Here is a 14,314-nt window from a genome sequence, read left to right on the forward strand (position 1 = left end):
GATCAGTCGAAGACCAGCGGGAAGAGGACGCCGCCGTCTTTCCAGAGCGCCGTCATCTCGCGCGGCATCTTGTAGGGCGAACCCTGGCCGAGGCTGCGCTCGAAGATTTCCGAGAAATTGCCGACCTTCTTGATCACGTTGTAGCCCCAGTCGTCCGACAGCCCGAGGTTGGCGCCGACGCCCGGGGTGGCGCCAAGGAACTTGCCGATCTCTGCCGAGGGCGGGTTGGCCTTGATCTCGTCGACGTTGGCCGAGGTGATGCCTTCCTGCTCGGCGAACAGAAGCGCCGAAAGCGTCCAGTTGGCGACATCGACCCAGTTGTCGTCGCCCTGGCGGACGATCATCACTTCCGGCTCGAGCGCCAGCACGTCGGGGAGGAGGACATGGGCCGTCGGATCATCCGATTGCGAGGCGGCGATGGCCAGGACCGGCCCCCACTGGGCGTAGGTGTCGCAGCGGCCCGAGAAATAGGCGGCCTCGACTTCCTCGTTCTTCTCGATGGCGACGATTTCCATCTTGATGCCCTTGGCTTCAAGGTAGGACGCCACCTGACGTTCGGTCGAGGTCGAGGCGGGGACACAGATCGAACCGCCGTCGGCATCCTTCAGCGAGGCCAGGTTCAGCTCCTTGTGGGCCATCACCTTGGTGGTGCCGAGGTAGTAGGAGTTCGAGAATTGCAGGCCCAGCTCGGTGTCGCGCGAGCGGGTGCCGCCCGAGGCCTTGATGACGATGTCGATGTCGCCCGATTGCAGGGCGGGCCAGCGCTGCGCCCAATCGATCGGGACGATGTTCGACTTGGCCGGATCGCCGAAGATCGCGGCGGCCATTGCGTGGCAAAGCTCGATGTCGAGTCCCTTCCAGACGCCCTTGTCATCGACTTCGGCAAAGCCGAGGTAAGAGCCGATGTCGCCGGGGCAATTCAGCGTGCCGCGGGCCTGGACGGCTTTCAGCGTATCGCCGTTCTCGGCATGGGCCAGCCCGGCCGACAGGGCGACTGTCGCGGCGGCGAGGGTCAGTTGCATGGTCTTTTTCATATGGACTTCCCTGGTTGATGGTTGGTGCAGACATGCTTTCCCAGTCACCGGAACCGCCTGCGGAACCTCCGGTGTCTGATCGTGTTGCTGTGGAGGATGGGCCGGGTCAGGCCGTCAGGCGTAGATGTAACCGCCTGACACGATGATGTTTTCCCCGGTCATGTAGGTATTCTTCGGGCTGCCGGCCATGACGACCCACTCGGCGATTTCGCGGGGTAGGGCGCCACGGCCAAGGGGCGAGGCCTTGGCGAGTTCATCGAGGAACCCCGAAGCCCGGGCCTTTTCGGTAGCCATCCCGGCGGGAGCAACCGAGTTCACCAGGATGCCGTCGGGGGCCACATAGTCGGCGACCGACTTGGTCAGGCTGACCACGGCGGCCTTGGTGGCGGCGTAGTGGATGTTCTTCGGATGCGCCTTGAAGGCATCGACGGAGGTGATGTTGACGATCCGGCCGCGGACATGGGCGACGGGGTCCTGCGTCTTCATGTGGGCGATGGCCGAGACCATCATGTGGTAGGTGCCCTTGATGTTGATCGCATTCGAAAGGTCCCATTCCTCGTCGGTCACGCCCAGCGTCGGCTTGCGGGGATAGATCGCGGCGCAGTTGACCAGCGTGTCGACGCGGCCCAGCTTTTCGGCCACGGCGTCGAAGGCGGCCTGGCAGGCGGCGGCAGTGCGGATGTCGGCCTTGGCAGAGGCAGTCTTCACGCCCTTGGCGGCCAGCGGCGCAAGAACCTCCGCCGCGTCGGCAAGGTCGATGATCCCGATGCCCTTGGCCCCGGCCTCGACGGCCATTTCGGCAATCAGCGCGCCAAAGCCCATGGCCCCGCCGACGATGACAATGTTGAGATCCTTCATTTCGTCCTCATTTCAGAGAGATAGGGGGAACCGGGCGCGTCGGCATGATGTCGAGGCGCGTGACATCGGCATGGGGCGGCAAGCGCAGCACGGCCAGGACGACGTCGGCAATGTCGGAGGGTTGCAGCGACCCGCCGCCCGCATACATCGCGGCGCGGGCGTCGTCGCTGATCACGCCCTGATAGAGCGCGGTCTCCACCCGGCCGGGGACAAGCTCGGTGACGCGGATGCCGTCGGCAGACACCTCGGCGCGCAGCGCAGTGGCGAAGGCGGCAATGGCGGCCTTGGTTGCCGCGTAGACCGCGAAGTTCGCGCCCGGCGCATGGGCGGCGGAGGAGCCGGTGAAGATGACATGACCCGACTTCCGCGCCCGCATCTGGGGGATCAGGAGATGGGTCAGCGAAAGGACGGCGGACAGGTTGACCTCGACCGTCTGGTCGATGGCTTCGATTGCCATGGCGTCGAAGGCGCCCGGCCTGGGCATCACGCCGGCGTTGTTGATCAGGATGTCAACCCGGCGACCTTGAAGTGCCGCCTCGACTGCAGGACGGTCGGACAGGTCCAGACACAGCGTTTCGATCCCGGGCGCCTCGGAGGCCAGTTCGGCCAGGGCGGTCTGGTTGCGCCCGGTCGCGGCTACCGGGAAACCGGCCTTGTGCAGGGTCACGGCAATTGCGCGGCCGATGCCGCTGGTTGCTCCGGTGACGAGGACCTGGTTCATGAAACCCCCAAGGATGATTGCGGCAGGATGTCGCCTTGATCGTCACGACAAAAGGAAGAAATGGCGTAAAAAGCAAAGCTCAGCTTTGGCCTCACGGGGCGATTCATCGCCTGCGCAAATGCAAGCGAGCTGTCGAACACGACAGCGGGCGACCGGGGCGGGCTGGCAGCTTCAGGTATCAGGCCGCGCCGGGCAGGGGTCTCGTGCCCGCCACTTTGGCCAGGGCGCGCAGCCTTTCAAGGCTGTTTGACAGGTGGTTCCGCATCGCCTCGCGCGCGAGATCGGGATTGCGCTGTTCGATCGCCTCGACCACGGCGCGATGTTCGCCATGGATGCGGTCGAAATATTCGTCCTTCAGCGCGGGCAACAGGATATAGCCCAGGCGCAACCGGGGTCCGATCTGCTGACCCAGATAGGAAAGAAAGTCGATGATCTGAGGATTGTGCGACCCCCGGGCGATCAGCAAGTGAAACTCATGGTCGTAATGCACCCGGGTCGAGGTGGGGTCGGGGTGGGTGGCATCCACGCGCTCCATCTCGGCCCGGATGGCCTGAGCCTCATCCCTTGTGCAGCGCAGGGCACAGAGGCCGGCCGATTCCACCTCGACGCCCAGCCGAAGCTCGAGCAGGGCCAGGGTTTGCGGCAGGGCGTCAAGGTCTTGGTCGGGAATGGAAAAGCTGCCGAGTGGGGCCTCACTGACAAAGACGCCTTTGCCCTGACGCGGGATCACCAGCCCTTCGGACCGCAGGCGTGCCACGGCCTCGCGCACCACGGTCCGACTGACGGCAAAGCTGTCGCACAGGTCGGCTTCGGTCGGCAGTTGGGCGCCGGGGCCAAGCCTGCCGGAGCGGATCTGATCCAGCAGGCCTTCGAAGACAACGGTGGATAAGGATTTGCGCTTCATCGGCACCCTGTCGGCTCGGCTGCTTCAGACCTATCAGACGGCGGCGGTGACGATCAACTCTACCAGCATGCCGGGCTTCGCCATCCGTCCCTCGCCGCTGGAGCGGGCGGGGGCGTGTTCGGGGGTGATCCAGCGATCCCAGACCCGGTTGACCGCGTCGAAATCACGGATGTCGTCCAGCCACATCTGGACGTGCAGGATCCTGTCGCGGCTGGTGCCCGCCTTTGCGAGCAGACGGTCGATCTTGTCCAGCACCTCCTGCATCTGCGCTTCGGCGCTGGTGCCGGGGGTGCCGACCTGGCCGGTCAGATAGACCGTGCCGTTGTGGACCACCCCATGGTGGATGCGGGTGTCGAAGTCGAAGCGCGTGATGGTCATGTCAGCCTCTGATCGGGTTGCCGCGCTGGTAATGCGCGAAAGGTGCCTGGACGAGCCAACCGGCGTCGACGGGCAGGGTGACGCCGGTGATGCTGGCGGCGCGGGGGGAGCAGAGGAAAAGCGCGGCTTCGGCCACATCCTCGGGCTGGACGAACTTCTTCAGCGCGGTCGTGTCGAGGATGGCTTCGGGGTTGCGTTCCCCCGCCGCGATCTTCGCCTTCAACCCGTCGGAGAGCGTGAAGCCGGGGGCGACGGCATTGACGCGGATGCCCTTGGGGCCAAGCTCGCAGGCGAGGATTTCGGTGAGCGCCTTCACGGCCTGCTTGCCGGGCGTATAGGCGGGCAGCGACAGCGGCGCGAAGGAGGCGAGGGAGCCGACGTTCAGGATCGCATCCCCCGGGCCCATGCGACGGCCAAAGACCTGTGCGCCGACCAGCGTGCCGCGATAGTTGATGCGCCAGAGCCGTTCGTCTTCGTCCAGCGGCTGATCCAGCACCCGCTTGCCGCTTTGCAGGATGCCCGCGCAGTTGACGAGGATATGGGGCGCCTCCGGCATGGCCTGCGACAGGGCTTCGACGCTGGCCGGGTCGGCGACGTCGACCGGCAGGAAGTTGGCGTCCGGCGCGCCCGCCGCCCGGCAGTCCTCGGCCACAGCCTTGCCGCGCGTCGCATCGCGCCCGGCGACGGTGACGCGCATGCCTTCGGCGGCAAGGCGCAGCGCGATGGCGCGGCCGATGCCGGACGTGCCACCGATGATCAGGGCGAGAGTGTCAGCCATTGCGGTGCGTCCGGTCCATGTCGAAGAAGTCCACCCAGGCCTGCATCTGCGCGTCCATCATCGGTCTCCCGCCATGGGAATGGCAGCCGCGCGCCCTCGCCTCGGCCATCAGGCGGGTCTCGGCGGGTTCCATGATGATGTCATAAACCACCATGCCGGGGCGCAGTCCTTCGACGGCCATCGGGAAAGGATCGGCGGGTTTCATTCCCACCGGGGTCGCGTTGACCGCAATGTCCATGCCGGTCGGATCCGCGGGGCCGACCTTGATCTTGCAGGACGGGAAGTTCGCCTGCACCGCCGCCGCCAGAGCCTGGACCTTTTCGACGTCCGTGTCGGCGATGGTCAGGTCGGCCACGCCTTCCTCGGCCAGACAATGCGCGATGGAGGATCCTCCGCCACCGCCGCCGACCAGCAGGGCCTTCTTGCCCGCCATCACATGCCCGGCATTCTTCATCGCCATGATGAAGCCGTAGCCGTCGAAATTGTCGGCCTCCCAGCCACCCTCGGGCAGGCGGCGCATCACGTTCACTGCCCCGACCCGCGACGCTCGCGGATGGGCCTTCGCTGCCTTCTCCAGAAGCTTCCCCTTGTAGGGAATGGAGACGATGATCCCGCGCAGGTTCGACATCGCGTCGAGGCCGGTCCAGAGATCCTCCAGCCGATCCGGCGTGCAGGTCACGGGCACCATCAGGCTGTCGAGACCTCGCTCTTCGAAGAATGCATTGCAGGCTCCCGGACTTTTCGCGTGGCCCACCGGATGGGCCAGCATGGCGAATACATCCGCTTTTCCAGTTCCACGCATCCGTCAGTCTCCAATGCAGATTCGAGTCTTGCAATTTCCATGTTATCAGTCATCATACAAATGACAACTATTAATGAGATCCACGATGCCGATTCCGTCCTACGCCGCTCCGAAACAGCAGTCCTATGACGTGGTGATCGTGGGGGGGGCCGCCGTGGGTTCCTCGGTCGCCTACTGGCTGGGCGAGGAGATGCGGGGCAAGCTGTCGATCCTGGTGGTCGAGCGGGATTCGACCTATGAGTTCTCCTCGACCGCACTCTCGACCAGCGCGATCCGGCAGCAGTATTCCAACCCGATCAACGTCAAGATCAGCCAGTTCGGGGTGGAGGTCATCCGCAGCTTTCAGGAGCGGATGGCGCCATATTTCCCCGGCGAACCGGCACCGGACCTGGGGTTCAAGGAATATGGCTACCTGTACTGTTGTTCGCCGGAAGGGGTCGATGCCGCCAAGGCCCGGGTCGAGATGCAGCAGGCCCATGGCGCCCATACCGTGTTTCTGGAGCCGGGCGCGCTGAAGGCGCAGTTTCCCTGGCTGAACGTCGATGACCTTGGCGGCGGGTCATGGGGCACCCAAGCCGAGGGCTGGTTCGACTCGATGGGCCTGCTCATGGGCTTCAAGCGCGGCGCGCGGGCGCTGGGGGCGGAATATATCGACAACGCCGTGACCGGGCTGGACCTTGAGGGTGGCCGCGTCAGCTCGGTGCGGCTGGCGACGGGCGAGGTGGTGTCCTGCGGCATCCTCGTCAACGCCGCTGGCCCGCGTGCGCAGCAGGTGGCGGCGATGGCAGGGCTGTCGATTCCGGTCGCGCCTTACAAGCGTTACAGCTTTGTCTTTGCCAGCGCGAACCCGATCCCCGGGCGGATGCCCAACGTGATCGACCTGTCCGGCACCTTCGTTCGCCCCGAAGGCCCGCTGTTCCTGACCGGCAACACGCCGGGCGACGATGGCCCCGCCGATTATGATGACTTCGGGCCCCGTGACGAGGAGTTCGAGGAGGCGATCTGGCCCTCTCTCTGGCATCGTATCCCCGATTTCGATGCGCTGAAGGTGCAGACCCGCTGGACCGGCCATTATGAGATGAACATGATGGACCACAACGGCATCGTCGGCTGGTCGCCGGATGTGACAAACTTCATGTTCTGCAACGGCTTCTCCGGCCACGGGCTGCAACAGTCGCCTGCCACGGGGCGCGGCGTGATGGAACTGATCGTCCATGGCGGCTTCCGCACGCTGGACCTGTCGCCGATGGCCTATGAGCGCGTGCCGGCGAACCGGCCCTTCATGGAAGATGCGGTGATCTGAACGCAAAAAGGCCCCGGAGAAAATCCGGGGCCTTTCGCTTTGAACGGGCGTTTGATCAGCCCTGCGGATCGTCGGGGTGGCCGGTTTCCACGAAGAACCCGCCCAGGCACTGAACGGCGGGGGCCTTGGGGTCGGGAACCGGGGTTTTCGCCTCCATAGCGGCGCGGAAGCGTTCGGTGTTGTCCTGCGGGATATAGCCCAGATGCCCGGCAAGGCGGTTGTCGACCGGCTTTTCGTTGTTGTCGGAAATCCCGAAGGACACGGTGAAGCCCACGCGCGGCGCGGTCAGGGCGGCGGCGGTCAGGCGGTTGCAATCCTCGAACGACAGCCACGACCACAGGTGCCGCCGGTCGGCCGGTTCGGGGAAGGATGAGAAGATCCGCAAAGCCACGCTTTCGATGCCGAACTTGTCCCAGTAAAGCCGCCCAAGGTCTTCGACGAAGCATTTCGACAGGCCGTAAAGCCCGTCGGGGCGGTGCGGGGCGGTGGTGTCGATATGGTCTTCAAGCTTGTGAAAGCCGATGGCATGGACGGACGACGCATAGACGACGCGCTTGACGCGATGTTTCCGTGCCGCCTCATAGATGTGATAGCTGCCGCGGATATTGCTATCGAGGATTTCCTGCCAGGGCCGCTCCATCGGCGCGCCGCCGAAATGGACGATGGCATCGACGCCCTCGCAGGCGGCCATCACCGCCGCCTCATCGGACAGGTCGAACACCACCGATTCTTCGTTGGCGGCAAGGTTGGCGATCGGGGCGCGGGCGGCCAGACGCAGCTTGCGCGCCAGGGGCGCAAGGCCCCGGCGCAGCTCGGTTCCAAGGCGGCCGGCGGCGCCGGTGATCAGGATCGTATCGTAACGAGGGGTCATTTGGCCTCCGAAAGGGCGGCGACGGCGCGGGCAATGCGGGCGATGGCCTCGGTCAGCACGGCGTCGGACGTGGCGGTGGAGATGCGGAAGAACGGCGACAGGCCAAAGGCGGCGCCCGGAACCGAGGAGACATGCCCCTCGGCCAGAAGATAGGCGACGACGGCGGCTTCGTCCGACAGGATCGTGCCCTTGGGCGTGCGCTTACCGATCAGGCCACCGCAGCCGATGAAGGCGTAGAACGCCCCTTCCGGCGGCGGCAGGGTCAGGCCCGGAATCTTGGCAATGCCCGCCACGACCAGATCGCGGCGACGTTCGAAAGCCGCCTTGAAGGTGGCGATGCAGTCCTGCGGCCCGGTCAGCGCCGCCAGCGCGGCGGCCTGCATGGGCGCGGCAACCGAGGTGCAGCTTTGGCTTTGCACCGTGGCCATCGCCTTGATCAGCGGCGCCGGACCCGCGGCATAGCCCACGCGCCAGCCGGTCATGGCATAGGCCTTGGCGACCCCGTTCACGATCAGCGTGCGGTCCTTCAACTCGGGGCAGGCCTTGCCGAAGCTGACGAACGCCCGCCCGTCGAACAGGATATGTTCGTAGATTTCATCCGACAGGATCAGCACCTGCGGGTGCCGCGCCAGAACCGCCCCCAGCGCCTGCATCTCGGCCAGGGAATAGACCGCGCCCGAGGGGTTGCCCGGCGCATTCAGGAACAGCCATTTGGTTTTTGGCGTGATCGCGGCTTCCAGAATCTCCGGCGTCAGGCGAAAGCCCGCTTCGGCGGAACAGACCGCCGTGACCGGCACACCGCCCAGCAGCTTGGTCATCTCGGGATAGCTGACGAAATAGGGCGCGGGGGTGATCACCTCGTCCCCGTCGTTCAGCGTCGCCATCAGCGCGTTGAAGATGATCTGCTTGGCGCCATTGGCCACCACGATGTCATCGGGGCCATAGTCCAGCCCATTCTCGCGGCGGAACTTTTCCGCCACCGCCGCGCGCAGGGCGGGCGTGCCGGGCGAGGCGGTGTAGAGCGTCTCGCCCCGCAGGGCGGCGGCATGGGCCGCCTCGGCGATATGCGGGGGCGTCGGGAAATCGGGTTCCCCAAGGCCAAGGTCGATCACGTCCACCCCGGTCGCCCGCAGCGCCTTGGCCGCCATCGAAGCCGCCATCGAGGCCGAGGGTTTCACCGCCGCCAGACGGCCTGCGACATAGCTCATTTGCGATCTCCGCTGATATAGCCCTTCGAGATGTCATTGGCGCGTGCCGCCGGATCGCGCAAGGCCGGGTCGCCATAACCGCCGCCGCCCGGCAGGTGCAGCACCAGCTTGCGGCCCGCAGGCACATGCTGCCAGCCCTTGGGGTTCAGGGGGGTGCCATCGTCCAGGGCAACGGTGCCCTTCTTGCCCTCCTTGCCACCATTGCGGCCGCGCGGGGCGTTCAGGGTGCGGTCGAACATGGCCGAAAACTCGAACTCATGGCCCTTGGCCGGTTCGATCTCGATGATCTGGCCAAGGCCGCCGCGATACTGGCCATCGCCTGCCGAGTCGGGGCGCAACTCCTTGCGCCAGATCACCACCGGCCCGGCATGTTCCGTCGCCTCGATCGGCATGGTCATCACGCCCGAGGGGAAGGCGGTGGCGTTCAGCCCGTCCTGTTCGGGCCGCGCCCCCATGCCGCCCGAGTTGAACATCAGGATCTCGGCGCGTTGGCCCTGCTGCCCGGCGGCGGGGCGCACCGACATGTGGATGTTCCACAAGGCGCCCGACCCTTCGGCCAGAATCCTGCCCGGCAGCGCCTGCGCCAGCGCGCCCAGCACGAGGTCGGGCACCATATGGCCAAAGACATGGCGCAGCGAGACGGGCGCGGGGCGCGGCGCGTTCAGGATGTTTTCGGGGCTGGAGACGGTGAACGGTTCCAGCGAGGCCCAGTTGTTCGGAATATCGGGCGCGACCACGCATTTCATCGCATAGCAGGCATAGGCCTTGGTATAGATGATCGGGGTGTTGATGCCCCAGCGGCTGATGCCGTCGGTGCCGGTGAAATCCACGTTCACCTCGGCCTCATGCGTCGTCACGGTGGCTTGAAGCGTGACGGGCTTGTCATAGCCGTCGGTCGTCAGGCGGTTGGTCCAGGTGCCCTTGGGCAGGGCAGCGATGCGTTCCAGCGTGGCCGCCCGTGTGCGGGCAAAGATGAACGCGCCCAGATCGTCCAGCGTATCGAGGCCGACCTCCTCCATCATCGCGATCAGCCGCCGGTGGCCCACATCGTTGCAGGCGGCCAGCGAGTAGAAATCGCCCACCACCTGATTGGCCTCGCGCACGTTGGCGCGCAGCATCTGCACGAGGAAGGCGTTCACCACGCCCCGCTCGGCAAATTTCATGATCGGGATCTGGATGCCTTCCTCATAGACCGACTTGCCATCGGCCCCGAAGCCGCGCCCGCCCACGTCGACCACATGGGCGGTGCAGGCGAAAAAGCCGACCAGCACGTGGCCCTTGAAGCTGGGCGAGACCATGGTGATGTCATGCAGGTGCCCGGTGCCCTTCCACGGGTCATTCGTCACATAGGTGTCGCCGGGGAACATGTTCTGGCGGCCGATCTCGTCGATGAAATGCAGCACCGCCTCGGCCATGGTGTTGACGTGGCCCGGCGTGCCGGTGACGGCCTGCGCCAGCATCCGGCCCTCGGGATCGAAGACGCCGGCCGACAGGTCGCCCGCCTCGCGGACAGAGGTGGAAAAGGCGGTGCGCAGCAGGGTCATCGCCTGTTCTTCCACCACGGAAATCAGGCGGTTCCACATGACCTGCATGTGGATTTCACGGGTCTGGTCGCGGGTTGCGGCGGACATCAGACGATCTCCTTCTTCAGCATCAGAAGCGAGCCGTCGGATTGCATGACGACATCGAAGGGGGCGGTGACGACGGTCGAGGTTTCACGTTCGACCACCACGGTGGGGCCGGAAACCCGGTCACCAGCGGCAAGGCTTTCGCGGGCCACGATGCCGGTTTTCAGCGCGCGGGCCGAGGACGGGTCGAACACCGCGCGGAATTGGGGCGCGGCCACGCTGCGGGAGCCATGGGTCAGCGTGGCCGGCTCCGGGGCGGGGCGCTTGTCCGCCGCCTTGACGGAAATTGTGACGATCTCGATCTCCAGCCCCGACAGCCCGTCGATGGCGCGTCCGAAGAAGCGGGCATAGGCCGTGAGGAACCCCTCGCGGATCAGCGCCACATCGGCATCGGTAAAGGCGCGGTCGGGCAGCGGCACCGGAATTTCCCAGCCCTGCCCGCGATAGCGCATGAAGGCCACGATCTCGGCATGGATCGCGCCGTCGGTGCCCTGGCGCACGAAGCTCTCGGCGGTGGCCTTCAGATCGGCGATCAGCAGGTTGACGGCAGTGGCATCGAAGCTGGACAGGCCGATGATGCGCGAGGCAAGGGATTCATAGCCGAAGGGCGCCTTGAGGAACCCGATGGCCGAGCCCACGCCCGCGCCGGGCGGCACAAGGCAGCGGTCGATGCCCAGCTTTTCGCACAGCCGCGCGGCGTGCAGGGGGGCGGCGCCGCCAAAGGCCACCATCATGTTGTCGGAAATGTCCTTGCCGTTTTCCACCGCATGAACGCGGGCGGCGTTGGCCATGTTTTCATCCACCACCTCGCCAATGCCAAAGGCGGCGGCTTCGGTGTTCAGGGAAAGGCGGCTGCCCACGTCACGGTCAATCGCGGCCTCGGCATTGGCGAGTGACAGCTTGATCGCGCCCCCCGCGAAGTTGTCGGGGTCAAGCTTGCCCAGAACCAGATCGGCATCGGTGATCGCCGGGCGCTTGCCGCCGCGCTGATAACAGGCGGGCCCCGGTTCCGACCCCGCCGATTCCGGGCCGGTCTGGATGCGGCCCATGGCATCGACCCAGGCGATGGAGCCGCCGCCCGCGCCGATCTCGATCATCTCGATCACCGGGATGGAGATTGGCATCCCCGATCCCTTGGCAAAGCGCGTGGTGCGGGCAACTTCGAAGGTGCGGGCGGTCTTGGGGGCGAAATCCTCGATCAGGCAGATCTTGGCCGTGGTGCCGCCCATGTCATAGCTGACGACCTTATCAAGGCCGAACTTCCGCGCCACGTCGGCGGCAAAGATCGCCCCGCCCGCCGGGCCGGATTCCACCAGCCGCACCGGAAACTCGGCGGCAGTATCGACCGAGACCAGACCCCCGCCCGAGTGGATCATGAACACCGGGCAGCCCGCACCCTTTTCCTTCAGCCGCACTTGCAGCCGGTCGAGATAGCTCGCCATCTGGGGCCGCACATAGGCATTGGCGCAGACGGTGTTGAACCGCTCGAACTCGCGCATCTGCGGCGAGACTTCGGACGAGATCGAGATCGGCAGATCGACCGATGCCGCGATGATGTCGCGCGCCCGGCGTTCATGCGCGGGGTTGAGGTAAGAGTGGATGAAGCCGATGGCGACCGCGCCATAGCCGCCCGCCGCGATGCGGTCGGCCAGCGTGTGCAGCGCGGCCTCGTCCAAGGGCGCGAGTTCCTGCCCCTGCGCGCCGATCCGGCCCGCGACGGTGAAACGGTCCTCGCGCGGCACCAAGGGCGTCGGCAGCGTCAGGTTCAGGTCATACTGATCGAACCGGCTTTCGGTCCGCATCTCGATCACGTCGCGGAAGCCTTCGGTGGTGATGAAGGCGGTCTTTGCGCCGCGCCGCTCGATCAGCGCATTGGTCGCCAGCGTGGTGCCGTGGATGACGATCTCCAGATCGCCATAGCCGATCCCGGCCTGGTCCAGCACCATATCCATGCCGTCCAGAATGGCCTGTTCCGGCGCGGCATAGTTGGTCAGCACCTTGGTCGAGAACATCCGGCCCCGGCAGTCCAGCGCAATATCGGTGAAGGTGCCGCCGATGTCGGCGCCAAGTCGAATGGTCATGCGGTTTCCTTTGCTTTCAGCGCGGCTTCGCGCATCTGGCTGAGTGTCTGGCGCGGGGTCAGCGCCTCGGGAGAGATGTTCAGGTCCAGCACCGCGCCAGTGCCCGAAGCCATGGCGCGGGCGAAAGCCGCCGCGAAATCCTCGGTCCGCTCCACCCGTTCCGAATGGAAGCCATAGGCGCGCGACAGGGCCACGAAATCGGGGTTCACCATGTCGGTGCCGGAAACCCGGGTGGGATAGGTGCGTTCCTGATGGGCGCGGATCGTGCCGTAGATGCCGTTGTTCAACAGCAGGATGATCGGCTGCGCGCCATATTGCAGCGCGGTGGCCAGTTCCTGACAGTTCATCTGGAAATCGCCGTCGCCCGCAAAGCAGACGACCGTGCGGGCCGGATCGGCGACCTTCGCGGCCACAGCGGCGGGCAGGCCATAGCCCATGGCGCCCGACTGCGGCGCCAGCAGCCGCGCCTTGGGCCCGAACTTGTAGAACTTGTTCGGCCAGACGGTGAAATTGCCCGCGCCGTTGGTCAGGATCGCATCCTCGGGCAGCACTTCGCGCAGATGCGCCATGGCCACGCCCATATCGACGGGCGAGGGCAGGGGGGCCAGGTCGAACCCCGCCTCCCAATCGGCCCGCGCCCTGGCGCGCCATGCAGCCCAGCCGCCCCTGACCGGCGACAGCGCGGCGGCAAAGGCGTTCGGCCCGGCCTGAATGCCAAGCGTCGGCTGATAGACCTTGCCGATCTCGCGGTCTGACGCATGGACATGGATCAGCTTTTGCACCGGCACGGGCACCGACAGCAGAGTGTAACCATCCGTCGTCATCTCGCCAAAGCGGAGGTTGATCGCCATGATCACATCCGCCTCGGTGATCAGGCGGCGCACGGGGGCGGGCATCCCGACCCCGGCCTCGCCGGCATAGGCGGGCGAGAAATTGTCGAACTGGTCCTGATAGCGGAAGGCGGCGATGACCGGAATGTCGCTGGCCTCGGCAAAGCCCTGCAAGGCCGCCTGTCCGGCTTCGGTCCAGTTGCAGCCGCCCATCAGGATCAGCGGGCGCTCGGCCGCGCCCAGCATCGCCTGCACCTCGGCCATCGTGACGGCATCGGGGGCGGGCTCGGCCACGCGGGTCGGCCCGGTCAGCGGCAGGGCCTCGGTCAGTCGGGTCAGCATGTCCTCGGGCAGGGCAATCACCACCGGGCCGGGGCGGCCCGTGATCGCCGTCGTCCAGGCGCGGGCGAGGATTTCGGGGATGCGGTCGGTGTCGTCGATCTCGACCGCCCATTTCGCCATGGTGCCAAAGACGGCGCGATAGTCGATCTCCTGAAACGCCTCGCGGCCCTTCATGTCGGTGCCGACCTGGCCCACGAACAGGATCATCGGCGCGCTGTCCTGCATCGCGGTATGCACCCCGATCGAGGCATTGGTCACACCCGGCCCGCGCGTGACCATGCACAGCCCCGGCTGCGCGGTCAGCTTGCCCCAGGCGGCGGCCATGAAGGCCGCGCCCCCTTCGTTCCGGCAATTGATGAAATCAAGGCGGCCCTTGGTGTCGTGCAGCGCATCCAGCACGGCCAGATAGCTTTCGCCCGGCACCCCAAACGCCTTGGTCGCCCCCAGCGCCACCAGGCTTTCGACCAGAATCTGCCCGCCGTTCCGCTTCATCAGATCATCCTTTTTCGACCCATCCCAGCGCCTGCGCGCAGGAAGCCTTGCCGGTCATATTGTCAAGCAGCGCCTTCGGTGAAA

General features: G+C 66.0%; 13 protein-coding genes. 1 reads left to right on the top strand and 12 read right to left on the bottom strand.

Annotation, left to right across the window (positions count from 1 at the left end; genetic code table 11):
• Positions 1-2: 2 nt before the first annotated feature.
• The 7 genes from JNL31_RS14380 to JNL31_RS14410 form a co-directional block, all read right to left on the bottom strand.
• On the bottom strand, positions 3-1,034 hold the full coding sequence (locus tag JNL31_RS14380; RefSeq protein WP_294974529.1) for an amino acid ABC transporter substrate-binding protein: 1,032 nt from the start codon (positions 1,032-1,034) through the stop codon (positions 3-5).
• A gap of 114 nt (positions 1,035-1,148) precedes the next feature.
• Positions 1,149-1,892, bottom strand: coding sequence for an SDR family oxidoreductase (locus JNL31_RS14385; protein WP_294974530.1), 744 nt, complete (start codon positions 1,890-1,892; stop codon positions 1,149-1,151).
• Positions 1,893-1,899: 7 nt separating this feature from the next.
• Entirely contained in the window at positions 1,900-2,613 is a 714-nt protein-coding gene (locus tag JNL31_RS14390; RefSeq protein WP_294974532.1) for an SDR family oxidoreductase, read from the bottom strand.
• Between the two features lie 178 nt (positions 2,614-2,791).
• Entirely contained in the window at positions 2,792-3,517 is a 726-nt protein-coding gene (locus JNL31_RS14395) for a FadR/GntR family transcriptional regulator (RefSeq protein WP_294974535.1), read from the bottom strand.
• A gap of 33 nt (positions 3,518-3,550) precedes the next feature.
• Positions 3,551-3,895 (bottom strand): RidA family protein, encoded by a 345-nt coding sequence (locus JNL31_RS14400; protein ID WP_294974538.1) that lies wholly within the window; start codon positions 3,893-3,895, stop codon positions 3,551-3,553.
• Position 3,896: 1 nt separating this feature from the next.
• On the bottom strand, positions 3,897-4,673 hold the full coding sequence (locus JNL31_RS14405; protein ID WP_294974541.1) for an SDR family oxidoreductase: 777 nt from the start codon (positions 4,671-4,673) through the stop codon (positions 3,897-3,899).
• Positions 4,666-5,475 (bottom strand): shikimate dehydrogenase, encoded by an 810-nt coding sequence (locus JNL31_RS14410; RefSeq protein WP_294974544.1) that lies wholly within the window; start codon positions 5,473-5,475, stop codon positions 4,666-4,668. Before JNL31_RS14410 ends, JNL31_RS14405 begins: the two co-directional genes overlap by 8 nt.
• Positions 5,476-5,560: 85 nt before the next feature.
• On the opposite strand from JNL31_RS14410, the gene JNL31_RS14415 reads away from it, so the two are divergent.
• Positions 5,561-6,778 (top strand): FAD-binding oxidoreductase, encoded by a 1,218-nt coding sequence (locus tag JNL31_RS14415; protein ID WP_294974547.1) that lies wholly within the window; start codon positions 5,561-5,563, stop codon positions 6,776-6,778.
• Positions 6,779-6,833: 55 nt separating this feature from the next.
• Here the strand turns inward: JNL31_RS14415 and JNL31_RS14420 are convergent, their stop codons facing one another.
• From JNL31_RS14420 to JNL31_RS14440, 5 genes are read right to left on the bottom strand one after another with little or no spacing between them, the layout of a single operon-like run.
• Positions 6,834-7,649 carry an NAD(P)-dependent oxidoreductase gene (locus JNL31_RS14420; RefSeq protein ID WP_294974548.1) on the bottom strand — a complete coding sequence of 272 codons (816 nt, stop codon included), beginning with the start codon at positions 7,647-7,649 and terminating at the stop codon, positions 6,834-6,836.
• Entirely contained in the window at positions 7,646-8,857 is a 1,212-nt protein-coding gene (locus JNL31_RS14425) for a pyridoxal phosphate-dependent aminotransferase (RefSeq protein ID WP_294974551.1), read from the bottom strand. Before JNL31_RS14425 ends, JNL31_RS14420 begins: the two co-directional genes overlap by 4 nt.
• Entirely contained in the window at positions 8,854-10,488 is a 1,635-nt protein-coding gene (locus JNL31_RS14430; RefSeq protein ID WP_294974553.1) for a hydantoinase B/oxoprolinase family protein, read from the bottom strand. The genes JNL31_RS14425 and JNL31_RS14430 overlap by 4 nt, the downstream gene beginning before the upstream one ends.
• Positions 10,488-12,566: a hydantoinase/oxoprolinase family protein gene (locus tag JNL31_RS14435; protein ID WP_294974555.1), complete on the bottom strand. Its 2,079-nt coding sequence runs from the start codon at positions 12,564-12,566 to the stop codon at positions 10,488-10,490. Before JNL31_RS14435 ends, JNL31_RS14430 begins: the two co-directional genes overlap by 1 nt.
• Positions 12,563-14,230 carry a thiamine pyrophosphate-dependent enzyme gene (locus JNL31_RS14440; RefSeq protein WP_294974558.1) on the bottom strand — a complete coding sequence of 556 codons (1,668 nt, stop codon included), beginning with the start codon at positions 14,228-14,230 and terminating at the stop codon, positions 12,563-12,565. The genes JNL31_RS14435 and JNL31_RS14440 overlap by 4 nt, the downstream gene beginning before the upstream one ends.
• Between the last annotated feature and the right edge of the window lie 84 nt (positions 14,231-14,314).

It is taken from the genome of Tabrizicola sp. (assembly GCF_016792905.1).
Lineage (GTDB): Bacteria > Pseudomonadota > Alphaproteobacteria > Rhodobacterales > Rhodobacteraceae > Tabrizicola.

Excerpts from the sequence above, each read along its gene's own strand:
- JNL31_RS14395 (WP_294974535.1), bottom strand. The coding sequence starts at position 3,517 with ATGAAGCGCAAATCCTTATCCACCGTTGTCTTCGAAGGCCTGCTGGAT.
- JNL31_RS14415 (WP_294974547.1), top strand. The coding sequence starts at position 5,561 with ATGCCGATTCCGTCCTACGCCGCTCCGAAACAGCAGTCCTATGACGTG.
- JNL31_RS14420 (WP_294974548.1), bottom strand. The coding sequence starts at position 7,649 with ATGACCCCTCGTTACGATACGATCCTGATCACCGGCGCCGCCGGCCGC.
- JNL31_RS14405 (WP_294974541.1), bottom strand. The coding sequence starts at position 4,673 with ATGGCTGACACTCTCGCCCTGATCATCGGTGGCACGTCCGGCATCGGC.
- JNL31_RS14410 (WP_294974544.1), bottom strand. The coding sequence starts at position 5,475 with ATGCGTGGAACTGGAAAAGCGGATGTATTCGCCATGCTGGCCCATCCG.
- JNL31_RS14390 (WP_294974532.1), bottom strand. The coding sequence starts at position 2,613 with ATGAACCAGGTCCTCGTCACCGGAGCAACCAGCGGCATCGGCCGCGCA.
- JNL31_RS14435 (WP_294974555.1), bottom strand. The coding sequence starts at position 12,566 with ATGACCATTCGACTTGGCGCCGACATCGGCGGCACCTTCACCGATATT.
- JNL31_RS14380 (WP_294974529.1), bottom strand. The coding sequence starts at position 1,034 with ATGAAAAAGACCATGCAACTGACCCTCGCCGCCGCGACAGTCGCCCTG.
- JNL31_RS14400 (WP_294974538.1), bottom strand. The coding sequence starts at position 3,895 with ATGACCATCACGCGCTTCGACTTCGACACCCGCATCCACCATGGGGTG.
- JNL31_RS14440 (WP_294974558.1), bottom strand. The coding sequence starts at position 14,230 with ATGAAGCGGAACGGCGGGCAGATTCTGGTCGAAAGCCTGGTGGCGCTG.
- JNL31_RS14425 (WP_294974551.1), bottom strand. The coding sequence starts at position 8,857 with ATGAGCTATGTCGCAGGCCGTCTGGCGGCGGTGAAACCCTCGGCCTCG.
- JNL31_RS14385 (WP_294974530.1), bottom strand. The coding sequence starts at position 1,892 with ATGAAGGATCTCAACATTGTCATCGTCGGCGGGGCCATGGGCTTTGGC.
- JNL31_RS14430 (WP_294974553.1), bottom strand. The coding sequence starts at position 10,488 with ATGTCCGCCGCAACCCGCGACCAGACCCGTGAAATCCACATGCAGGTC.